The sequence below is a fragment of the Paraburkholderia sejongensis genome, assembly GCF_020880815.1.
GTDB lineage: Bacteria > Pseudomonadota > Gammaproteobacteria > Burkholderiales > Burkholderiaceae > Paraburkholderia > Paraburkholderia sejongensis.
Window position 1 is genome coordinate 105,175 of sequence record NZ_JAJITD010000019.1, and the last position, 21,405, is coordinate 126,579.

Consider the following 21,405-nt stretch of genomic DNA (forward strand, 5'->3'; position numbering starts at 1 on the left):
GCGATTCGCCGATTCCTGATCGACGCCTTTTCTCTAGACGCTGCGACCGTGCCATGACGACCCAACAAGCTTCCGCCACACCCGACCTGCCGCTCGACATGATCATCTTCGGCGGCACCGGCGACCTGTCGTTCCGCAAGCTGCTGCCTGCGCTGTACATGGCGCATCTGCACTGCAATCTGCCGCCCGAAACCCGCATTCTGACGATTGGCCGCAAGCCGTGGTCGCGCGAAGAATACATCGCCGAGTTCATGGAGCAGAAGGCCAAGCCCTTCATCGAGAAGAAGGCGTTCGACGCCGCCGCGTGGGACAAATTTCTCGCGCTGTTCGAATACGTGCGGATGGACGTCGACGCGCCGGACGACTATCAGCGCCTGAAGGAAGCATCGCGCGACGGCGTGCGCCGGGTGTTCTATCTGGCCACGTCACCGGATCTGTTCACCAACATCTGCGAGAACCTGTCGACGGCGGGGCTGGTGGATGCGCACTCGCGGGTCGTGCTGGAAAAGCCGCTCGGCCACGATCTGGCGTCCGCGCAGGCGATCAACACCGCAGTCGGCAAGCATTTCAGCGAAGCGCAGATCTACCGGATCGATCACTACCTGGGCAAGGAAACCGTGCAGAACCTGATGGTGCTGCGCTTCGGCAATCCGATTTTCGGGCCGCTGTGGCAGGCGCCGTACATCAAGAGCGTGCAGATCACGGTGGCCGAAACGGTCGGCGTCGGCAGTCGCGCGGGGTTCTACGACAAGACCGGCGCGCTGCGCGACATGGTGCAGAACCACCTGCTGCAACTGCTGTGTATCGTCGCGATGGAGCCGCCGGTGTCGCTCGACCCCGACGCGGTGCGCGACGAAAAGCTCAAGGTGCTGCGCTCGCTGCGGCCGATGACGCCCGAAGATATTGCCCGCGACACGGTGCGCGGCCAGTACACGGCCGGCGCGGTGGACGGCGAAGCGGTCAAGGGCTACCTCGAGGAAGACAATGTGCCGGCCGGCAGCCGCGCGGAGACCTTCGTCGCGCTGCGCGCGAAGATCAACAACTGGCGCTGGGCCAACGTGCCGTTCTTCCTGCGCACCGGCAAGCGGATGCAGAAGAAGCTGTCGGAGATCGTGATCGAATTCTCCGAACTGCCGTTCTCGATCATTCCGAGCGGCGGGCGCACTTACGGTAACCGTCTGGTGATCCAGTTGCAGCCGGAGGAATCGATCCAGTTGCAGATGCTCGCGAAAGAGCCGGGCAGCGGCATGCATATGCTGCCGGTGAACCTGAACCTCGATTTGCAGCAGGCGTTCACCGAGCGTCGCGCGGAAGCCTACGAGCGGCTGTTGATCGATGTGATTCGCGGCCGCCTCACCCACTTCATGCGGCGCGACGAACTCGAGGCGGCATGGGCGTGGGCCGAGCCGATTCTCGACGGCTGGGCGAAGTCCGGCGAGCGGCCGCGTTCGTATTCGGCGGGCACGTGGGGGCCGGCGGCATCGACCGCGCTGATGGCGCGCGAAAACGCGGTGTGGGCGGAGGAATCGCAGTAATACGTTGGGTTGAGCAGGGGCGTGCCGGCCCGGCGGTTGGTCGGCGGTGCGCGCATTCATGCGGCTCGTGACCTCCGTAACGACGTCACGAGCCGCTCTTGTTTACGGGGTCGGTGGCGCGCAACGCAGGTCGGAGTGGGCCTAAGTGGCCGGCTATGCCGGGCGGCCGGGCCGATCATTAGTCATCCGGATCATTCGATCCGCACGTGTTGAGCGAGAAAATCCAGCCACGCGCGCACGCGCGCCGGCAGCGGGCCGCCCCGGCCGAGATAAACCGCGTTGACCGGTTCGGTGTCGCCGGGGGCGAATTCGTCGAGCAGCACCGTCAGACGTCCCGCGCGCACGTCGTCGCGGACCTGAAACGCGGCGAGCCGCGCCAGTCCCACGCCCGCCAGCGTCAGTTGCCTCAGCGTGTCGCCGTCGCTCGCGAGCGCGTTGCCGTCGACCGGCACTTCGATCCTGCCGTCAAGCGGATCGACGAGCGGCCAGCCGTTGACCGCGCGTGCGAAACCGAAGCCGAGCCGGTTGTGCGCGCGCAGTTCGGCCGGCGTGCGCGGCGTGCCGCGGCGCTCGAGATACGCGGGCGCGCCGACGATTACCATCGCCGCATCGCCGAGCTTGCGCGCGACCATCTGCGAGTCCTTTAGCGGGCCGCTGCGAATCGCGACATCCGTGCGTTGTTCGAGCAGATCGACGACCTGATCGGTCAGCACGAGATCGACTGTGATGTCCGGGTGCGCGTCGAGAAAGGCCGGCAGCAGCGGCACCAGATAGTGGCGGCCAAGCGGCACGTTCGCATGCACGCGCAGACGGCCGCGCGGCGTCGCGCCGACCGCGGCGCTGCGCTCGGTCTCGTCGAGTTCGGCGAGCACTCGTACGCCGCGTTCGTAGAACACGCAGCCCTCGGGTGTGAGTTGCAGATTGCGTGTCGAGCGATTCAACAGACGCGCGCCGAGCCGCGTTTCGAGGCGCGCCACGAGTTTGCTGACCGCCGATGGCGCCATGCCGAGTGCGCGCGCCGCCGCGGAAAATCCGCCGAGCTCGACTGCCCGCACGAACACCTCGAGTTCGCCGGAGCGGTTCACGTCCAATCGTGCCATCGTGAATTCAGTTCACAGGTGATGTGCCAGCGGGCAGTCTACCGAAACCCCGTGCGCGCCGATATCTTCCGCTTACTCGACATAACGGACGGAGTCTGGCGATGAACACGGTAACGGCAACGAAAAAAGTCGCATTGGTGGCCGGCGCGCACGGCGTGATCGGCCGCAATCTGATCGACCATCTGGCCACGCTCGACGAGTGGGACGTGATCGGTCTCGCGCGTCGTGGCGGCGCTGCGCACGGCCGCGTGCAATACGTGGGCGTCGATCTGCTCGACGCGGCCGACACGCGCGCCAGACTGCGCGCGCTCGATCACGTCACGCATGTGTTTTACGCGGCCTACCAGGACCGCGCGAGCTGGGCCGAACTGGTCGCGCCGAATCTGGCGATGCTGACGAACCTGCTCGACGCGCTCGAGCCGGTCGCGGCGGGCCTGGAGCACCTGAGCCTGATGCAGGGCTACAAGGTGTACGGCGGTCATCTCGGGCCGTTCAAGACACCGGCGCGCGAAGACGACGCGCAATTCATGCCGCCCGAATTCATGTTCGATCAGCAACGCGTGCTGGAAGCACGGCAGACGAACGCGCGCTGGAACTGGTCGGCGATCCGCCCCGCGGTGGTCGGCGGGATCGCGCTCGGCAATCCGATGAATCTCGCGCTGGCGATTGCCGTCTATGCATCGATGTCGAAAGAACTGGGCTTGCCGCTGCATTTTCCCGGCAAGCCGGGCGCCTACGACAAGCTGCTGGAAATGACCGATGCCGGTCTGCTCGCGCGCGCGACCGTCTGGGCCGCGACCGAGCCGCGCGCGGCGAACCACGCGTTCAATATCGGCAATGGCGATCTGTTTCGCTGGAACGACCTATGGCCGAAAATCGCCCGTTATTTCGGGCTCGAGGTTGCGCCGCCGTTGCCGTTGTCGCTGGCCACGGTGATGGCAGACAAAGCGCCGCTGTGGGACGCGATGACGCGCAAGCATGGTTTGCAACCAGTCGCCTACGAACAGATATCGTCATGGCGGTTCGCCGACTTCGTTTTCTCCTGGGACTACGATATCTTCGGCGATGGCTCGAAGGCGCGGCGCTTCGGCTTTCACCAGTTCGTCGACACGGAAAACATGCTGTTCGGTATTTTTGACGAGTTGCGGCGGCGTCGGTTGATTCCGTGATTTATTGGCTCTGCATAACAAGTTGATTTCATCGCGATTACGCCTATGATTGTTTTCCTTGTCCGCGCGACACGGCGGCATCCCAACGGAGACAACGATGAGGCGAATCCTCGTGGCATTGAGCTGGGCGGCGGGCGTGGCGATCATGTTCAACCTGGGCGCTTGCGGCGGTAGCGAACTCAATGCGGGGGCGGGGGCGCCGAAGGTGATCATCGACAGCGACTACAACACCCTTTCCGACGACGGCCAGCTCGGCGTGATGGCCGCGCAATTGCAGGCGCAGGGATCGCTGAACGTACTCGGCATTACCGTCGTGTCGGGCAACCAGTGGCTGATGCAGGGCGTGGCCGATGCGCTGAAAGCGGTCGAGCGTCTGGGCGTCGAAAGTCGGATCGGCGTGTATGCGGGCGCCAATTACGCGCTGTCGCATGATTACGCGACGATCCAGCAGGAACAGAAAGCCTTTCCCGGCGGCGACGGTTATCTCGGCGCATGGAGCACGCCCGAGCCAAAATCGGCAAGCGACCTCGTCGCGCCGCCGGACGGTTTTGCGACGCACACGAAGGTGCAAAGCGAGAGCGCGGTCGATTTCATCGTCGAGTCGGTGAAGCGCTATCCGGGCGAGGTCACGATACTCGCGATCGGGCCGCTGACCAATATCGCGCTCGCGACCCGCGCGCATCCGGAGATCGTGCCGCTGATCAAGCAGATCATTTACATGGGCGGCGCGATCGACGTGCCCGGCAATACCACGCCGACCGCCGAGTTCAACTGGTGGTTCGATCCCGAGGCGGCGAAAACGGTACTGCGTTTGCCGATCAAACAGACGGTGATTCCGCTCGATGTGACGAACACGGTGCAGATGAACAAGGCGCTGTACGATCGCGTCGCGCACGATCCGGCGAAGCAGACCATCATCACGCAGTTGTTCAAGACGCTGAACGGCTATGGCTACGATGGCAAGAACGGCTTCGAGACGAATCCGAACTACACGACCAACATCTGGGACACGCTGACGCTCGCTTACCTGATGCATCCGTCGTTCGCGACGCAGACGGTCGACGAGTGGGTGGACGTGGATGCGAGTTTCGGCGCCAACGATGGCAAGGCGACCGGTTATAAAAGTTCGCCGCCGGCGGGTTTGCAGAAGATGACGATCGTCAAACGTTTCGACAATCCCGCCTTTTTCGATTTCTATGTCGATTTGCTGACGCGGCCGGTGCCGGTCAAATTATCGAACTGAGATTCCCGACTGCACGCGTACCTGCACCCGCCTCAGGCGGGATGCAGGCCGCGCAGCAATTGCCGCACGTGCGACAGGTCCTGCTCGACGTGGCCGGCTTTCTCGAACAGTTCGGCGAGCCAGTCGACGAATGCGCGTACGCGTGGCGACACCCGGCGGTTTTTCACATAGGCGACGGAGACCGGCATCGGCACCGGTTTCCATTGCGGCAGCACTTCACGCAGCAGGCCCGAATCGAGGTACGGCTGTGCGGCGATCCGCGCGGGCTGAATCAGCCCGAGGCCTTGCAGACCGCAGCTCAGATAGGCCTGTTCGTCGCTGACCTGGATGAAGCCGTTGAGTTTGACGCTGAGCGCTTCGCCGTCCACTTCGAAGTCGAAATCGCATTCGCGGCCGTTATGCGGCGACACGCAGTTGACGGCGACGTGCGCGCGCAGCTCGGCGAGGTCGGCGGGTGCGCCGTGGCGGGCCAGGTAGTCGGGGCTCGCGCAGGTCACGTGCTCGAGGGTGCCGAGGTGTTTGGCGACCAGATTCGAATCCGGCAATTCACCGAGCTGGATGCTGCAGTCGATTGCTTCGGAGACCAGATCGACGGATCGGTTGCTGACGCCGATGGCGAGATCGAGGTTCGGGTAGCGGGCATGGAAGTCGTCGAGAGCGGGAAGCACGATTGCGCCGGCGACCGCACTGGGCATTTCGATGCGCAGACGGCCGGCCAGGTTGTCGGTCGCGTGACGGATGCTGGCTTCCATTTCGTCTATGTCGGCCAGGATTTGCGCGCAGCGCTCGTAGTACGCGGCGCCTTCCGGCGTGACGCTCAGGCGGCGGGTTGTGCGCACTAGTAATGCTGTGCCCAGCAGGGCTTCCAGGTTCTGGACGATTGTTGATGCGGTTGCACGCGGGATGTTTAATGACTCCGCTGCGCGGGTGAAGCTGTTGGTGTCCACGATTCGGATGAATGTGCGCATTGCAGTTATTCTGTCAATCACGGGGCATACTCCTTGAAGGTGGTGCTTTTTTCGCCTGCGGCGGGGCTGGTTTTTTTGTGGTTTGCTTTTTTTTTGTCTGTGTTCTTTATGGTGTTGGCCTTTCCTTGCTTTCTTGTCGGTCTATTAGCTCTGCCCCTGTGCGGGGCGGCACCTACTTTCTTTGCGGCTGCAAAGAAAGTAGGCAAAGAAAGCAGCTTCACACCGCTAATTCTTAAGCGGGTCCCCCGGTCAACCACCGGTAGTGGTGCATCTGGAATCCGTGTTCCCGCACACTCCGCGGTAGTGACAAAGCCGTCATCGGCTCCCACTCCGCACTGCGTGCGTCGCGGACGGGTATGCAAGGGAAAGCGGTGGTGGAGTTCTTGTTGTTGTTGAGGCCGTCGGCTGCGCCTCGGCGACGCGCCAAAAAAAGCTGATTGTTTAGGCTTCCGGGCTTCAGCGCGCGAAGCGCCGCCGGAAGAATGACTGCTTTGTCATTGGGGTGGAATGTGCGGGAACACAGATTCCAGATGCACCACTACCGGTGATTGACCGAGGGACCCACTTAAGAATTAGCGGTGTGAAGCTGCTTTCTTTGCCTACTTTCTTTGCAGCAGCAAAGAAAGTAGGTGCCGCCCCGCACAGGGGCAGAGCTAATAGACCAATAACAATTCAAGGAAAGGCCAAAAAACAAAAGAACACCGAAAAAAAAGAACCAAAAGCCCGCGCCACAGGCACAACCAAACCACCCCCAACGCGAGCAAAAAAAAGAAGCCCCCGTTACTTCCGTAACGAATCAATATCCACAACAAACCGATACTTCACATCGCTCTTGAGTATCCGCTCATAAGCATCATTAATCTTCTGCATAGGAATCACCTCGATATCGGAAGTAATCCCATGTTCACCACAAAAATCGAGCATCTCCTGCGTCTCGGCAATACCGCCAATCAACGACCCCGCGAGCCGGCGCCGCTTGAAGATCAGATTGAACACCTGCGGCGACGGATGATCGTGCTCGGGAGCGCCCACCAACGTCATCGTCGCATCCCGCTTGAGCAGATTCAGAAACGGATTCAGATCGTGCTGCGCAGCCACCGTATTCAGAATGAAATCGAAGCTATTCACATGCGCTTCCATTTCTTCGACATTCTTCGACACGACGACTTCATGCGCGCCAAGCCGCTTCGCATCCTCGATCTTCGACGGCGACGTCGTAAACAGCACCACATGCGCACCCATCGCCCGCGCCAGCTTCACACCCATATGGCCGAGGCCGCCGAGGCCAACGATCCCGACTTTCTTGCCCGGACCCGCACCCCACGTGCGCAGCGGCGAATACGTGGTGATCCCCGCGCACAGCAACGGCGCAACACCGGCGGGATCGAGATTGGCCGGCACCCGCAGCACGAACTCTTCGTCCACTACGAGTTGCGTGGAATAGCCGCCATACGTGACCTGGCCGTCGACGCGGTCCACACCGTTATAAGTACCGACCCAGCCATTCTCGCAATACTGCTCGAGACCTTCCTCGCAACTCGAACAGGTGCGGCACGAATCGACCAGACAGCCGACGCCCACCAGATCGCCGACCTTGTATTTCGTCACTTCCGGACCGACCGCCGTCACCCGGCCGACGATCTCATGACCCGGCACCACCGGATAAATCGTGTTCTTCCATTCGTTGCGAGCCTGATGCAGATCCGAATGGCACACGCCGCAGAACAACACTTCCATCTGCACGTCATGGGCGCGCGGTGCGCGGCGCTGGAATTCGAACGGGGCGAGCGGCTTGGTGGCGTCGCTCGCTGCATAGGCATAAGTCGTGCTCATGGATAACTCCAGCAAAAGAGGGTGGTCGAGCAAGAACGCGGCGCGTCGGCGATGCGCAACCTGAGTTGCGGATGCGGGCGCCACAGCATGAACCGGGTCGGGCGCGAGCGTAGGTGGATGTCGTTCGCAACATGACGGGCCACACATCCCATCGCGGCGAAGACCGGCACGCTGCGCGGCAAAAAAGGCGATCCGGCAGGGTTCCATCTTATGAGTGCGGCACTGCTCGCGGAATACCTGATCGTCTTGAAGCTTTGCCTAAAACTCCTGAGCGGCGGCGCGGCAGATCTTTTGATGCTAAATTTCAAGCATTATTCTCTCGCCCGTCACTATATCGTCATGGTTACTGAAGCTGTCGTTTCCATTACAAACGATGCCGCGCAGCGGCGCGTACTCGAACTGTTCGATCTGCTCGCGCCCACCGCGGGCATCACGCGTTCGAGCGTCGAAGGCGTCAACCTGATGCGCGCGAACCGGCCGATGCCGCGCATGCCGGTGATGTACGAACCGTGCATCGTGATCGTTTGTCAGGGGCGCAAACGCGGTTATCTCGGCGATCAGGTGTTCAGCTACGACGCGCAGCAGTACCTGGTATTGTCCGTGCCGCTGCCGTTCGAATGCGAGACCGAGGCCAGCGAGCAGGAGCCGTTTCTCGGCATCTCCGTGCGCGTCGATCTGACCATGGTCGCCGAGCTGCTGATGACCCTCAACGAAAGCCAGGGCATCGCACAGCACGAGCCGGTCGGGATCTATTCGACCCCGCTCGACCCGGCGCTCAGCAACGCGGTGCAGCGTCTGATGGAAGCGCTCGCCGCGCCGCTCGACGCGCGTATTCTGGCGCCCGGCATCGTGCGCGAAATCTGCTATCGGGTGCTCACCGGCGAGCAGGGCAACGCGATTCGCGCGGCGCTCACGCATCAGAATCACTTCGGCCGGATCGCGAAGGCGTTGCGCCGCATCCACGCGGATTACCACGCATCGCTCGACGTCGATACGCTCGCGTCCGAAGCCGGTATGAGCCTCGCGGTGTTTCATGCACAGTTCAAAGCGGTGACCACCACATCGCCGATGCAGTACGTGAAGACCACGCGCCTGCATCACGCACGGTTGTTGATGGTGCAGGACGGTCTGAACGCGGGCGCCGCCGCCGCGCGCGTCGGCTATGAAAGCGCGTCGCAATTTAGCCGCGAATTCAAGCGGCTGTTCGGCTTGAGCCCCGTCGACGAAGTCAAACGGATGCGCGTCGCTCACGATGCGCCGCCGCGCCCGGTCAAGCCGGTGCCGCGTTACATCACCGCTGTCTAAGGCGCTCGCAAGCGCCCAGGTCTTCCGTTCGTGCCGGCCTATACTGTTTGAGCGTTGCCGTCTGCTTCACTCACCAGGAGTCGCGTCATGGCCAAGCTAGCTCTGTATGTCCGTCTGGAAGCCCAACCCGGCAAGGAGAAAGAGGTCGAAACGTTTTTGCTCGGTGCTCTACCGCTGGTCGAACAGGAACCGGGCACCGTTACGTGGTTCGCTTTGAAGCTTGGGCCGTCGGTCTACGCCATTTTCGACACGTTCGACGACGAAGCCGGTCGCACCGCGCATCTGCAGGGCAAGGTCGCGGCGGCCTTGATGGAGAAGGCCGGCGACTTGCTGGCAACGCCGCCGGACATCGTCAAGCTGGATGTGCTGGCGGCGAAACTGCCCGGCTGAAAGCGCTCACGCGTCAGCCGCGCCGGTCCCGCGCTGATCGTCGTAGTGCGCGCGTTTCTCGTCGTACATCAACAGATCGGCGCGTTGCACGCCCGCTTCGAGCCGGTCGCCGCGCTGACAGGTAGCCGCGCCCATCGAGAAGCTCAGCGGCGAGCCCGGATAGAACTGATTGTTCAGTTCGACCAACTGACGGATCGCATCGATCATCGCCGCGCCGCCGCGCTCGTCGGTGTCGGGCATCAGGATCGCGAATTCGTCACCGCCGATTCGCGCCGCGTGGAACGGCGCTTCCGTCGCCTTGGCGAGAACTTCGCCGGCGCGCCGCAGCAGCGCATCGCCGGCCGCGTGCCCCAGTTGATCGTTCACGCGTTTCAAACCGTTCAGGTCGGCCATGATGATCGTCACCGGCCAGGGTCCCTTGCGCTCCAGCCGGTTCAGTTCGTCCACGTAGAACGAGCGGTTGCGCAGTTTGGTCAGCACGTCGTGCTTGCCGAGAAATTCAAGGTACGCCTCGGCTTTCTTGCGCGCGGTGATGTCGGTCAGCGCGACCAGCACGAGGCCCCATGTGTCTTCGTGGCCGGGCAGCACCGAGAATTGCAGGTGCACGTGCACCTCGCTGCCGTCGAGCGAATAGTTCAGCACTTCGCGTTGCTGGAACAGTTTGTTGTCCCACAGATCGATCAGCTGCTCGCGGAAATGCGCGCGCATGTCGTCGCGGAACACGTCGGCTACGCGCGCGAGCAGCGTCTTCTTGTCTTTCGCGGCGAACATTTCCAGCGTGTGCTGGTTCACGTCGAGCACGTGAATCTCCGCCATGCAGCGTTCGACGAACTCCGGATGGACGTCGGTAAACACCCGGAAATCGTTGATGCCGGCTGCGCGCGCGCCGTCGAGCAGCCGTTTGACCGCGCTGAAATCCTCTACCCACAGCGACACCGGCGAATATTCGAAGAGCCCGCGCGCGTATTGCTCGGCGAGCGTGACGCGGCGCCGCGCGCTTTCGAGTTCGGTGATGTCTTCGGTCGATACCAGCACGCGATCCCAGCGCTCCTCGTGGCCGGGCAGCACCGAGCCCTTGAGCAGCACGTCGAGCCGCCGGCCGCCGAGCGTGTAGTTGACCGTGTGGCTCGAGAAGTGCAATTGCCCGGCCCACAGCTGGCAGAGTTCTTCGAGGTGCGTCTTCAACATGTCGTCGCGGAACACCGACGCGAGATTGGCCGTCAGTGTGTCGAAATCCGCGGCCTCGAACTGCGCGAGCGTCTGGCGATTCACTTTGATCAAGCGGATGCGGTGTGCGCATTCGGCGACGAGCCGCGGATCTTCGGCGAAATGCGCGCGCAGGTCGGTCACGCCGGCGGCACGCCACGCGTCGAACAGCGCGCGCACGCCGCTGAAATCCTCGAGCCACAGCGACACGGGCGCGAGCTCGAACATTCCGGAGTCGTCGTTGATCGGCGCGGCGCCGCCCTTCAGGGTATCGAGCATGGGGTTCTCGGGATCGGAAGTGCGGCTATTTTATGTCGGCCAGACGTTGGCCGGAACTGGCGAACCGTTGGCGTGTGGCTTTTTCGCCGATGTGTATTCGCCACGATCGCGTTGCGTAGCCGGGCGGCAACGCGGGTGTTTTGCGCAGGCTTTCTGCGTGCGCGAGCGGCCCTTGCTACACTCGATCGCCATGCGTTGCCACGCGCATGGTCCGGATTCCGTTCCTCCAATTACCGGGAAAACGCCGTCATGAAACCAGCGTTACTGGTGCTGATCCCGTTGAGCGACGCGAGCCGCGCGAGCATCGCCGCGACGTTCGACGTCATCTACGCCCCCGATCCCGCGCGCCGTGAAGCCGCGCTCGCGAGCCACGGCGCGACGATCCGCGCGGTGCTGACCAATGGCACGACGGGACTCGCGGCGGCCGATATCGATCGCATGCCGCAACTCGAACTGGTCAGCGCGCTGGGCGCCGGTTACGAAAACCTCGCGCTCGATCACGCGCGCTCGCGCGGCATCGTGCTCGCCAACGGTGCGGGGACCAACGCGGATTGCGTTGCGGATCACGCGTTCGCGTTGCTGCTGGCGGTGGTGCGCGACGTGCCGCAACTCGACCGCGCGACCCGCGAAGGTGCATGGCGGGATCATCTGCCGATGCTGCCGGGCGTGTCGAAGCGGCGCCTCGGTATCGTCGGACTCGGCCAGATCGGCGCGAAGCTCGCGCGGCGCGCGGCGGGTTTCGACATGGAGGTCGGTTATCACAACCGCAAGCCGCGCACGGAGGCGCGGTCGCTGCGTTATTTCGACGGCGTCGTCGCGCTTGCGCAGTGGAGCGATTTCCTCGTGATCGCGACGCCGGGCGGCGTGGCCACCCGTCATCTGATCGACGAGCAGGTGCTGGCGGCGCTCGGGCCGCAAGGCTATCTGGTCAACGTATCGCGCGGGAGTGTGGTGGATACCGCCGCGCTGGCTCGCGCGCTCGCGGGGCAAACGCTGGCGGGCGCCGCGCTCGATGTCTACGAAGGCGAGCCGGAAGCACCGCAGGCTCTGGTCGGACTGCGCAACGTGGTGCTGACGCCGCACGTTGGCGGCCGCTCGCCGGAGGCGATTGCCGCGTCGGTCGATAACTTCCTGGAAAACGCACGGCGCCATTTCGCCGGCGAGCCGGTGCTGACGCCGATCTGAGGCCAGCCCGTTCAATCTCGACAGCGCGGCGATCTATTTGACGCCGTGGCAACAGTTGGGACTGCTGGCGATTTTGGTGCTGACGTCCAAAGGCGGCGCGGGCGCGGTGCTGGTCGCGTTGACCGCGACGCTCTCGTCCCACAAGCCGCCGCCGTCGCAGGCGGGGCAGCCGGAGCCAGCGGAGCACGAGCTGGCCGGCGCGCCCGCGCTAATGAACTAAGGCGGCGAAGTGAACAACCAGCGCGCGGCGCCGGACGGGATGCTTGCCGCTTGCCGCCGCCAATGACACAGTGATGCGCTGACGACAACAACCACAAGGAAGTCCAGATGGCCCGTTTGTTTCCCGGCGCGCTCAACACGCTTGCGATCGCCGCGCTGCAACGCGCGGGCGCAGTGCCTGCAACCGCCGCATCGACCGCCCGCGCGCTCGTCTATGCCGACGTGCGCGGCCTGTCATCGCACGGCGTGGCGCGTCTGCCGATGTACTGCGCGCAGTTGCGCAACGGTCGCGTCGATCCCGCTGCGCAGCCGGCGATCGTCGCGGATCGCGGCGCGACTGTGTTGATCGATGGCGCCGACGGCCTCGCGTATCCGGCCTGCGATCTCGCGACCGCGACGCTCGCCGGGCGCGCGCGCCAGTACGGCAGCGCGGTCGCCGGCATCTGCCGCAGCCATCATTTCGGCGTCGGCGCTGCACACCTGGCCGCGCTCGGCGAAGCAGGCCTCGTCGCGCTCGCGTTTAGCAATTCGCCGGCCGCGATGCCCGCGTGGGGCGGCCGCCGCGCGCTGTTCGGCACCAATCCGATCGCCGCGGTGTTTCCGCGCCGTCACGGCGCGCCGCTGGTGATCGACCTCGCGCTGTCGCAGATCGCGCGCGGCAAGATCGCGATCGCCGCGCGCGACGGCAAACCGATCCCCGAAGGCTGGGCGACCACCCGCGACGGCTTGCCGACCACCGACGCACGCGCCGCGCTCGACGGCATGATGCTGCCGTTCGGCGGCGCCAAAGGCGCGATGCTCGCGCTGGTCGTCGAACTGCTGGCCGCCGCGCTGACCGGCGCGAACTTCGGCTACGAGGCCGGTTCGTTCCTGACCGAGGAGGGCGAGCGCTCGCGCATCGGCCATCTGTTCTGGACCATTGATCCGGGCGCGCTCGCCGGCGACGACGCGTATCTGTCGCGCGTCGACGCGTTGATCGAGATGATGCTGCTCGACGACGACGTGCGTTTGCCCGGCGATCGCCGCGAGCGGCTGGCGGCGGCAGCGGATCAGGAAGGCGTCGAGATTCCGGACGCACTGATCGCGCAATTGCAAGGGCGCGGCTGACGAAGCGAAAGCGAAACGGAAACTATCGGTGCACCAGATAGTTTCCGTCGTAAATCGCGATTTCCCTTGCGACGCCGACGCGCATACGATGAACGGCATCGTCTGACGAGCGCTTCGCGCTCACCGGCCACCGCGATGGAGATTCCATATGGAGCATCACGCCCGCACGCAGAACGAACGCCTCGACGTCAAGACCACCACCTGCTACATGTGCGCGTGCCGTTGCGGCATCCGCGTGCATCTGCGCGACGGCGAGGTGCGGTATATCGACGGCAATCCCGACCATCCGCTGAACCAGGGGGTAATTTGCGCGAAGGGCGCGTCGGGGATCATGAAGCAGTACTCGCCCGCGCGCCTGACCCAGCCATTGATGCGCAAGGCCGGCGCCGAGCGCGGCAGCGCGCAGTTCGAACCGGTGTCGTGGGAATACGCGTTCGACGTGCTGGAACAGCGGCTGGCCGGGATTCGCGCGACCGACCCGAAAAAGTTCGCGCTGTTCACCGGCCGCGACCAGATGCAGGCGCTGACCGGCCTGTTCGCGAAGCAGTTCGGTACCCCTAACTATGCGGCGCACGGCGGTTTCTGTTCCGCGAACATGGCCGCCGGGATGATCTATACGATCGGCGGTTCGTTCTGGGAATTCGGCGGCCCCGATCTGGACAGTGCGAAGCTGTTCTTCATGATCGGCACCGCGGAAGATCATCATTCGAACCCGCTGAAGATCGCGATTGCGAAGTTCAAGCGCGCGGGCGGCCGCTTTATCGCGATCAATCCGATTCGCACCGGTTACGCGGCGATTGCCGACGAATGGGTGCCGATCAAACCCGGCACCGATGGCGCGTTGTTCATGGCGTTTCTGCACGAACTGATTGCCGCCGACGCGTGGGATCACGAGTTCGTGCAGCGCTTTACGAACGCGGCCGAACTGATCGATCTCGACGACAGCAGCGAGAGTTTCGGGCTGTTCGTGCAAGATCCGGCGACGGCCGCCGGCAATCCGCTGTTTCCGCAGAATCATCTGTGGTGGGATCCGCAAACCGCGCGCGCGGTCCCGCATCATGCGCCGGGCGTGACGCCGGCGCTCGACGGCCGCTATACGCTCGAGAACGGCAAACCGGTCGCGCCGTCGTTCGCATTGCTGCGCGAGCGGGTCGCGCACTGCACGCCGGAATGGGCCGCTGAGATCACCGGCATCGCCGCCGGCACGATCCGCCGCCTCGCCGCCGAAATGATCGACACCAGCCGCCGGCACCGGATTACGTTGCCGATCCGCTGGACCGACGCGTGGGGCGAAACCCATGAAACGGTCACCGGCAACCCGATCGCGTTTCATGCGATGCGCGGACTCGCCGCGCATTCGAACGGCTTCCAGTCGATTCGCGCGCTGGCCGTGCTGATGTCGTTGCTCGGCACGATCGACCGTCCCGGCGGCTTTCGTCACAAGTCGCCGTTTCCGCGCGCGGTGCCGCCATCCGCGAAACCGCCGAACAGTCCCGACGCGGTCAAGCCGAACACGCCGCTCGCGACCGGTCCGCTGGGCTGGCCGGCCGCGCCGGAGGATCTGTTTATCGACGAACACGGTGGGCCGGTGCGGATCGACAAGGCGTTCTCGTGGGAATACCCGCTCGCGGTGCACGGCGTGATGCATAGCGTGATCACCAATGCGTGGCGCGGCGATCCGTATCCGATCGACACGTTGATGATTTTCATGGCCAACATGGCGTGGAATTCGTCGATGAATACGATGAAGGTGCGCGAGATGCTCGCCGACAAACATCCGGACGGCGAGTACAAGATTCCGTTTCTGGTCGTGTGCGATGCGTTCCAGTCGGAGATGACCGCATTCGCCGATCTGATCCTGCCCGACACGACCTATCTGGAGCGCTACGACGCAATGTCGATGCTCGACCGGCCGATCTCCGAATTCGACGGCCCGGTCGATTCGGTGCGCGTGCCGGTCGTGCCGCCGACCGGCGAATGCAAGCCGTTCCAGGAAGTGCTGATCGAGCTGGCGTCGCGGCTGAAGTTTCCCGCTTTCACGAACGCCGACGGCACGCGCCGATTTCGCGACTATCCGGACTTCATCGTCAATCACACGACTTCGCCCGGTTCCGGCGTCGGCTTTCTGATCGGCTGGCGCGGCAAGGACGGCGACAAGGCGCTGGTCGGCGAACCGAATCCGAAGCAATGGGAGCAGTACGCGAACAACAACTGCGTATTTCACTACCGGCTGTCCGACACGTTGCAGTATATGCGCAACTGCAACGGCCCATACCTCGACTGGGCGGTGAAGAACGGCTTCCGCAAATTCAACGAACCGATCCTGATCCAGCTTTACTCGGACGTAATGCAGAAATTCCGCCTCGCCGCGCAAGGGCGCAGCAGCGGCCGGCAGCCGCCCGAGCATCTGCGCGCACGCGTCGAAAAGTACTTCGATCCGCTGCCGTTCTGGTACGCGCCGCTGGAAAGCGCGGCGACCGATCTCGAGCGGTTTCCGCTGGCGGCAGTGACGCAGCGGCCGATGGCGATGTACCACTCGTGGGATTCGCAAAACGCGTGGCTTCGGCAGATTCATGGGGAGAACTATCTTTATGTGAATCCGCGGACGGCGACGCAAAGCGGTATCGCCGACGGCGGCTGGATCTATGTCGAGTCGCAATGGGGCCGCGTGCGCTGCGTCGCGCGCTATAGCGAGACCGTCGAGCCGGGAACCGTGTGGACCTGGAACGCGATCGGCAAGGCGGCCGGCGCGTGGAATCTGGGCCCGAACGCGAACGAAGCGCGGCGCGGTTTCCTGCTCAATCACCTGATTACCGATGAACTGCCGGCCGGCGACGAAGCGGCGACGCGGCTATCGAACTCTGATCCGGTGACCGGCCAGGCCGCTTGGTACGACGTGCGAGTGCGCATCTATCCGGCCGAAGCCGATGCGCGCCATACGCTGCCGCAATTCGCCGCGATGTCCGCGTTGCCGGGATCGGTCGCGCAAAAGAGCGTGGTGTCGCGGATCGTGCAGACGTATTTCGCGGGACACGGCGAATTCGCCGCGCGTCTGCGCGGCACGGGCCGGCGCAAGTGAGCGCGGCAAACGATGTTCACCCTGGCACAACGTAAATGGCAACGTAAATGGGAACGGCAACGTCAACGGCAAGGAGCTTCCAATGACCCAGATGGCGTTGGTCATCGATCTGAACGTATGCGTGGGCTGTCAGGCGTGCGTGACGAGCTGCAAGGAATGGAACACGTCGGGCGAGTCGGGCAGTCTCGCCGACTTCAATCCGTACGACGCGGACCCGTCCGGCACCTTCTTCAACCGGGTGCAGAGTTTCGAGGCGGGCAGCTTCCCGGACACCGAGATGATTCACTTCCCGAAGTCGTGCCTGCACTGCGAGGACCCGCCGTGCGTGCCGGTCTGTCCGACCGGCGCGAGCTATAAGCGCAAGGAAGACGGGCTGGTGCTGGTCGACTTCGATCGCTGCATCGGCTGCAAATATTGCGCGTGGGCCTGTCCGTACGGCGCGCGCGAACTCGACGAAGCGCGCAAGGAGATGACCAAGTGCACGCTGTGCGTCGATCGCATTCACGACCAGAATCTGTCGGAGCGCGATCGCAAGCCGGCCTGCGTGCTCGCGTGTCCGACCTCCGCGCGGCTATTCGGCGATATCCACGATCCGCAGTCGGTCGTGTCGCAGGCAATCCGCGAGCGCGGCGGTTATCAGTTGATGCCGGAGTGGGGTACCCGTCCCGCGAATCACTATTTGCCGCGCGTGCCGACCACGGCCTCTGGTTGCGGCAGTGACACGTGCGGGTGTAAATCGGCCGGCCCGGCAATAACCGATGACGCGACGCATGCGTCCGCATCGCCGGCTGAGCGACTCGAAGCGCAGCTCGAACGCGGGCAGTTGCATCTCGCGTCGATTGCGAACCGCGTTTGATGTACCTGAATAACGACGGAGTCTCGACATGAATCCGGCATTTTCCGTAGTGTTCCTGACGACTTTTAGCGGCGCCGCGCAAGGCTTGCTTATTGCGCTCGTCGGTGTCGAAAGCGCGGCGGCGCTCGGGGTGATCGCGCAACCGGCGTCCGCGTTCTATGTGACCGGCGCGGCGCTTGCGGTGTTGCTCGGTGGCCTGGGCCTGGTCGCGTCGTTCTTCCATCTCGGCCATCCGGAACGCGCGTGGCGCGCGATCGCGATGTGGCGCACCTCGTGGCTGTCGCGTGAATGCCTGTGTTTGCCCGCGTTTCTCGGCTGCGCGTTCCTGTATGGCGTTGCGCACTGGTTCGGGTCGCCGTGGTCGCTCGCGCTCGGTTGGCTCGGCGTGCTTGCGAGCGCCGCGTTGTTCGTCTGCACCGCGATGATCTACGCGTGTCTGCGGTTCCTGCAGGAATGGGCGACGCCGCTGACGCTGGTGAACTTCGTGCTGCTCGGCTGCGCGTCGGGCTTCACGCTGGCGACTGCGTTGAGCGCGTGGTTCGCGCCGGCGTTGACGATCGGGCTGGCCGTTTGCGCATGCGTGCTGACGCTCGCCGGCTGCGCGAGCCGTTCGGCTTCGCTGGTGCGCAATGCGCGGCTGCGGCCGAAGTCGACCGTGCAGAGCGCGACCGGCATTCACAACCCGAAGCTCGTGCAGGTGTCGCGCGGCTTCACCGCGGGCGCGTTCAATCTGCGCGAGTTCTTTCACGGCAAATCGGCGCGCACGCTGCGTGATATCAAATGGGGTTTTCTGGCGGGCGCATTCGTCGCGCCTGTTTTGCTCGTCGTAGCCGGCGCGGGATTGCAGCCGCTTGGTGTTTCGTTCGGACTGCTGGCCACCGCGTGTCTCGTGCAGTACGCGGGGCTGGTCGCGGAGCGCTGGTTTTTCTTCGCGGAGGCGAAGCATCCGCAGAATCTGTATTACGCGCGGCTGGGATGAGTGAGCAGGAGCGCGCGCCGGTCACCACGGCCCGGCCGCGCGCTTTACTGCTCACGCTAACCACACGCGCCAACTTCTCCGCACGCAGTACAAAAATCGCAACCATCCTTGCGAATCACCGCATTCGCGCCGCACGACCCGCATTTACGCCCGAGCATCGTATGCAGTCCCTGGGTGCCGTTCGGTTGCAGCAACGTATCGGCGCTGTCGTCAGGAGCCGGGCGAATGCCGAAATCGGCGCTCAATGCCGTCTCCGTTTTCATCTGCCCGCGCGGCAGCCGCGCGAGCATCCGCGACGCGACCTGATTGCCCTCCGCATCGAGAAAACCGCGCCGATACAGGATCTGCTGGATCGCGAACGCGAGCGCGGCGACTTCCGAATCGTGCCAGCGCGGCGCGCGATGACCGTCCAGACGCTGCACCTCGCCGAGCCGCACCTGACCGCGATCCCACGACACCTTGCGCATGTCCTGCAGATTGCGCGCGACAAAGCCGCCGCGCGCGGCCAGCGACAACGAACGCATCGTCGCGGTGATCCACTGCTGCGACTCGTCGCGCTGACCGGTCGGGATAAAGAACTCGATCGGCCGCTCGATCGTCACGTCCTCTCCGCCGAGCCGTCCGGTCACCTCGATAAACGACACCGCCACATACAGCGATTTCTTGCCGGCCTGGGTCAGGTACTCGACTTTCTCGATGATGGCCGGCAATTCGCCCTTGGGCCGATGATCGATAGCAATCCTGAGCGGGTCGAGGTCGCTATCGGCGAGCGTATCGTCGGGCTGGGCCGGCGTCACGCTCAGCACCGCGCCGAGCGTGTCGTTCGGCCGATAGGTCGCGAGGCCTTTCAGCCCGCTTTTCCACGCATCGAAATACAGGCTCTCGAATGCATCGAACGGATAGTCGGCCGGCACGTTGACGGTCTTCGAAATCGACGTGTCCACGTACGGCTGCACCGCCGCCATCATGTCGAGATGGTCGCGCGCCGACATTTCCAGCGCGCTGACGAAGTAGTCGGGTAGCCGGTTCACGTCGCCGCCAAGCTCGCGATACAGGCGGTACGCGTAGTCCTCGACATCGAACGATTCGCGCCCGCCGTCGGCCATTACCTTCATGCGCTTGTAGGTCCACGAGAACGCCGGCTCGATGCCGTTCGACGCGTTGTCCGCGAACGCGAGGCTGACGGTGCCGGTCGGCGCGATCGACAGCAGATGGCTGTTGCGGATGCCGTCGCGCCGGATTGCCTGCTGCAGGTCGTCGGGCAGACGCGACGCGAAGGTGCCGGCTTGCAGGTAACTCGCCGCATCGAACAGCGGAAATGCGCCGCGCTCCTTCGCGAGTTCGACCGACGCGCGATACGCCTCGTCGCGCATCAGCCGCGCGATGCGCACCGCGAAGTCGCGGCCTTCGGGCGAGTTGTAGCGCAGCCCGAGCATCACGAGCGTGTCGCCGAGACCGGTGAAGCCGACGCCAATCCGGCGTTTCGCGCGCGATTCGTCGTACTGCTGCGGCAGCGGCCACAGCGTGACGTCGAGCACGTTGTCGAGAAAGCGCACCTGGGTGCGCGTGCGCCGCGCGAGGCCGTCCCAGTCGAACGACGGTTTGCGGCCCTGTAACTGCGCGAACGGATCGACCACGAAGCGCGTCAGGTTCAGCGGCCCGAGATTGCAGCAGCCGTACGCGGGCAACGGCTGCTCGCCGCACGGATTGGTCGCGCGGATCGTTTCGAGCGCGCGCAGATTGTTGTCTTCGTTCATCCGCGAGATGAACACGATGCCCGGCTCGGCGACGTCGTAGGTCGAGCGCATGATGCGATCCCAGATCGCGCGCGCCGGATGCTCGCTATAGATCCACAGACCATCGTCGCGCTGGCGCACGTCGCCGGCCGCGCGCAATGCCGGCGACGGCTCGGCGCGGTGCACCAGTTGCCACGGCTCGTCGTTTTCGACCGCGCGCATGAACTCGTCGGTGACGCCGACCGACACGTTGAAGTTGTTCCAGCGTCCCTTCGAATGCTTCGCCTCGATGAACTCGATCAGGTCCGGATGGTTGCAGTCGAGCACGGCCATCTGCGCGCCGCGCCGCGAGCCCGCGCTTTCGACGGTGCGGCACGACGCGTCGAACACGTCCATATAACTGCACGGGCCCGACGCCGACGAACTGGTGGTGTGAACGCGCGCGCCTTTCGGCCGGATCGCGGAGAAGTTGTAGCCGACCCCGCCGCCGCGGCGCATCGTTTCGGCCGCCTGCAACAGCGCGACGTAGATGCCGGGCAGACCCTGTTCGTCGACGCCCTGGATCGAGTCGCCGACCGGCTGCACGAAGCAGTTGATCAGCGTGGCCGCGATGCCGCTGCCGGCCGCGCTCATAATGCGGCCCGCGCCGAGCGCGCCGTGCCGCAGGTTGTCGACGAACAGCTCTTCGACCGACGCGCGCAACTCGGGCGGCTCGGCCTCGGCGACGCCGCGCGCGACGCGCCGGTAGACGTCGTCGGCCGATTGCTCGTCGGCCTTCGCGTATTTTTCGAGCAGCACGTCGAGCGAAAACTGCTGCGGGGCGATCGGCGCAGCGGGTGGCGGGGAGGAAAGTGAAGCACTGGACGCAGCGTTGGCCGCGCGGGTTTGCGGCGTGTCTTCTGCCATGATGAGCCCTTGGACGGCGCCACGGCGAACGCGGCGCGGTGGGTGGACGGCGCGCCGCCCGGGCGCCGGCGGCGGGCCGGTTACCTGGGCGGGCGCAACGAATCCACCTTAACGCACGAGGCGCGGGGCGGCAACCGGACGGAGGGCGCCGACACCGCCCGGCGTCGCAATGCGACGGCGGCCCGGGCACGCGGGCTGCGGGCACGCAAGGAGCCCACATAGTGGCGGCATCAACGTGGGGAGATGACAGGTTCGCGAACTGGTGGGATCGGTCCGCGCGCTGCATCGGCCGGCAAGACAGACAGCGCCG

General features: G+C 64.4%; 17 protein-coding genes. 11 read left to right on the plus strand and 6 right to left on the minus strand.

Translation table 11 applies throughout. From position 1 onward, the window contains the following. Positions 1-53: 53 nt before the first annotated feature. Positions 54-1,535: a glucose-6-phosphate dehydrogenase gene (zwf, locus tag LJ656_RS29065; RefSeq protein ID WP_230512934.1), complete on the plus strand. Its 1,482-nt coding sequence runs from the start codon at positions 54-56 to the stop codon at positions 1,533-1,535. A 191-nt stretch (positions 1,536-1,726) separates the two neighbouring features. Here zwf and LJ656_RS29070 read toward each other — a convergent pair whose 3' ends face one another. Further along, on the minus strand, positions 1,727-2,635 hold the full coding sequence (locus tag LJ656_RS29070; protein WP_230512935.1) for a LysR family transcriptional regulator: 909 nt from the start codon (positions 2,633-2,635) through the stop codon (positions 1,727-1,729). A 101-nt stretch (positions 2,636-2,736) separates the two neighbouring features. Between LJ656_RS29070 and LJ656_RS29075 the strand changes: the two genes are divergently transcribed. Both LJ656_RS29075 and LJ656_RS29080 read left to right on the plus strand, forming a co-directional pair. Continuing rightward, on the plus strand, positions 2,737-3,804 hold the full coding sequence (locus LJ656_RS29075; RefSeq protein ID WP_230512936.1) for an SDR family oxidoreductase: 1,068 nt from the start codon (positions 2,737-2,739) through the stop codon (positions 3,802-3,804). Between the two features lie 97 nt (positions 3,805-3,901). Next, the gene (locus tag LJ656_RS29080; protein WP_230512937.1) at positions 3,902-5,047 is read left to right on the plus strand and encodes a nucleoside hydrolase; all 1,146 of its coding nucleotides are present in this window, start codon (positions 3,902-3,904) and stop codon (positions 5,045-5,047) included. 32 nt (positions 5,048-5,079) lie between these two features. Here LJ656_RS29080 and LJ656_RS29085 read toward each other — a convergent pair whose 3' ends face one another. The 3 genes from LJ656_RS29085 to LJ656_RS29095 form a co-directional block, all read right to left on the minus strand. After that, entirely contained in the window at positions 5,080-6,036 is a 957-nt protein-coding gene (locus tag LJ656_RS29085; RefSeq protein ID WP_230512938.1) for a LysR family transcriptional regulator, read from the minus strand. After that, a complete protein-coding gene (locus LJ656_RS29090; protein ID WP_230512939.1) occupies positions 6,033-6,236 on the minus strand; it encodes a hypothetical protein in 204 nt (67 codons plus the stop codon). Before LJ656_RS29090 ends, LJ656_RS29085 begins: the two co-directional genes overlap by 4 nt. A 559-nt stretch (positions 6,237-6,795) precedes the next feature. After that, positions 6,796-7,848 (minus strand): NAD(P)-dependent alcohol dehydrogenase, encoded by a 1,053-nt coding sequence (locus tag LJ656_RS29095; protein WP_230512967.1) that lies wholly within the window; start codon positions 7,846-7,848, stop codon positions 6,796-6,798. 339 nt (positions 7,849-8,187) lie between these two features. Here LJ656_RS29095 and LJ656_RS29100 point away from each other — a divergent pair, with 339 nt between their 5' ends. Both LJ656_RS29100 and LJ656_RS29105 read left to right on the plus strand, forming a co-directional pair. After that, positions 8,188-9,153, plus strand: coding sequence for an AraC family transcriptional regulator (locus tag LJ656_RS29100; RefSeq protein WP_230512940.1), 966 nt, complete (start codon positions 8,188-8,190; stop codon positions 9,151-9,153). An 87-nt stretch (positions 9,154-9,240) separates the two neighbouring features. Further along, positions 9,241-9,543 carry a putative quinol monooxygenase gene (locus LJ656_RS29105; protein WP_230512941.1) on the plus strand — a complete coding sequence of 101 codons (303 nt, stop codon included), beginning with the start codon at positions 9,241-9,243 and terminating at the stop codon, positions 9,541-9,543. 6 nt (positions 9,544-9,549) lie between these two features. Here LJ656_RS29105 and LJ656_RS29110 read toward each other — a convergent pair whose 3' ends face one another. Continuing rightward, a complete protein-coding gene (locus LJ656_RS29110; protein WP_230512942.1) occupies positions 9,550-11,028 on the minus strand; it encodes a sensor domain-containing diguanylate cyclase in 1,479 nt (492 codons plus the stop codon). Between the two features lie 249 nt (positions 11,029-11,277). Between LJ656_RS29110 and LJ656_RS29115 the strand changes: the two genes are divergently transcribed. The 6 genes from LJ656_RS29115 (at position 11,278) to LJ656_RS29140 (ending at position 18,453) form a co-directional block, all read left to right on the plus strand. Continuing rightward, a complete protein-coding gene (locus LJ656_RS29115) occupies positions 11,278-12,213 on the plus strand; it encodes a 2-hydroxyacid dehydrogenase (protein WP_230512943.1) in 936 nt (311 codons plus the stop codon). Positions 12,214-12,250: 37 nt separating this feature from the next. Next, the gene (locus tag LJ656_RS29120) at positions 12,251-12,433 is read left to right on the plus strand and encodes a hypothetical protein (RefSeq protein WP_230512968.1); all 183 of its coding nucleotides are present in this window, start codon (positions 12,251-12,253) and stop codon (positions 12,431-12,433) included. Positions 12,434-12,540: 107 nt separating this feature from the next. After that, complete coding sequence (locus tag LJ656_RS29125) at positions 12,541-13,539, plus strand: Ldh family oxidoreductase (RefSeq protein WP_230512944.1); 999 nt, start codon at positions 12,541-12,543, stop codon at positions 13,537-13,539. A gap of 148 nt (positions 13,540-13,687) precedes the next feature. After that, a complete protein-coding gene (locus tag LJ656_RS29130) occupies positions 13,688-16,618 on the plus strand; it encodes a molybdopterin-dependent oxidoreductase (RefSeq protein WP_230512945.1) in 2,931 nt (976 codons plus the stop codon). Between the two features lie 82 nt (positions 16,619-16,700). Continuing rightward, positions 16,701-17,474 (plus strand): 4Fe-4S dicluster domain-containing protein, encoded by a 774-nt coding sequence (locus LJ656_RS29135; RefSeq protein ID WP_230512946.1) that lies wholly within the window; start codon positions 16,701-16,703, stop codon positions 17,472-17,474. Between the two features lie 28 nt (positions 17,475-17,502). Then, on the plus strand, positions 17,503-18,453 hold the full coding sequence (locus LJ656_RS29140) for a dimethyl sulfoxide reductase anchor subunit family protein (RefSeq protein ID WP_230512947.1): 951 nt from the start codon (positions 17,503-17,505) through the stop codon (positions 18,451-18,453). 56 nt (positions 18,454-18,509) lie between these two features. Here LJ656_RS29140 and LJ656_RS29145 read toward each other — a convergent pair whose 3' ends face one another. Continuing rightward, a complete protein-coding gene (locus LJ656_RS29145) occupies positions 18,510-21,095 on the minus strand; it encodes an adenosylcobalamin-dependent ribonucleoside-diphosphate reductase (protein WP_230512948.1) in 2,586 nt (861 codons plus the stop codon). Positions 21,096-21,405 lie beyond the last annotated feature (310 nt).

What these genes read in the sequence shown, in the direction of transcription:
- LJ656_RS29075 (WP_230512936.1), top strand. Translation starts at nt 2,737, where the DNA reads ATGAACACGGTAACGGCAACGAAAAAAGTCGCATTGGTGGCCGGCGCG.
- LJ656_RS29095 (WP_230512967.1), bottom strand. Translation starts at nt 7,848, where the DNA reads ATGAGCACGACTTATGCCTATGCAGCGAGCGACGCCACCAAGCCGCTC.
- LJ656_RS29125 (WP_230512944.1), top strand. Translation starts at nt 12,541, where the DNA reads ATGGCCCGTTTGTTTCCCGGCGCGCTCAACACGCTTGCGATCGCCGCG.
- LJ656_RS29135 (WP_230512946.1), top strand. Translation starts at nt 16,701, where the DNA reads ATGACCCAGATGGCGTTGGTCATCGATCTGAACGTATGCGTGGGCTGT.
- LJ656_RS29100 (WP_230512940.1), top strand. Translation starts at nt 8,188, where the DNA reads ATGGTTACTGAAGCTGTCGTTTCCATTACAAACGATGCCGCGCAGCGG.
- LJ656_RS29145 (WP_230512948.1), bottom strand. Translation starts at nt 21,095, where the DNA reads ATGGCAGAAGACACGCCGCAAACCCGCGCGGCCAACGCTGCGTCCAGT.
- LJ656_RS29140 (WP_230512947.1), top strand. Translation starts at nt 17,503, where the DNA reads ATGAATCCGGCATTTTCCGTAGTGTTCCTGACGACTTTTAGCGGCGCC.
- LJ656_RS29110 (WP_230512942.1), bottom strand. Translation starts at nt 11,028, where the DNA reads ATGCTCGATACCCTGAAGGGCGGCGCCGCGCCGATCAACGACGACTCC.
- LJ656_RS29080 (WP_230512937.1), top strand. Translation starts at nt 3,902, where the DNA reads ATGAGGCGAATCCTCGTGGCATTGAGCTGGGCGGCGGGCGTGGCGATC.
- zwf (WP_230512934.1), top strand. Translation starts at nt 54, where the DNA reads ATGACGACCCAACAAGCTTCCGCCACACCCGACCTGCCGCTCGACATG.
- LJ656_RS29070 (WP_230512935.1), bottom strand. Translation starts at nt 2,635, where the DNA reads ATGGCACGATTGGACGTGAACCGCTCCGGCGAACTCGAGGTGTTCGTG.
- LJ656_RS29115 (WP_230512943.1), top strand. Translation starts at nt 11,278, where the DNA reads ATGAAACCAGCGTTACTGGTGCTGATCCCGTTGAGCGACGCGAGCCGC.
- LJ656_RS29130 (WP_230512945.1), top strand. Translation starts at nt 13,688, where the DNA reads ATGGAGCATCACGCCCGCACGCAGAACGAACGCCTCGACGTCAAGACC.
- LJ656_RS29105 (WP_230512941.1), top strand. Translation starts at nt 9,241, where the DNA reads ATGGCCAAGCTAGCTCTGTATGTCCGTCTGGAAGCCCAACCCGGCAAG.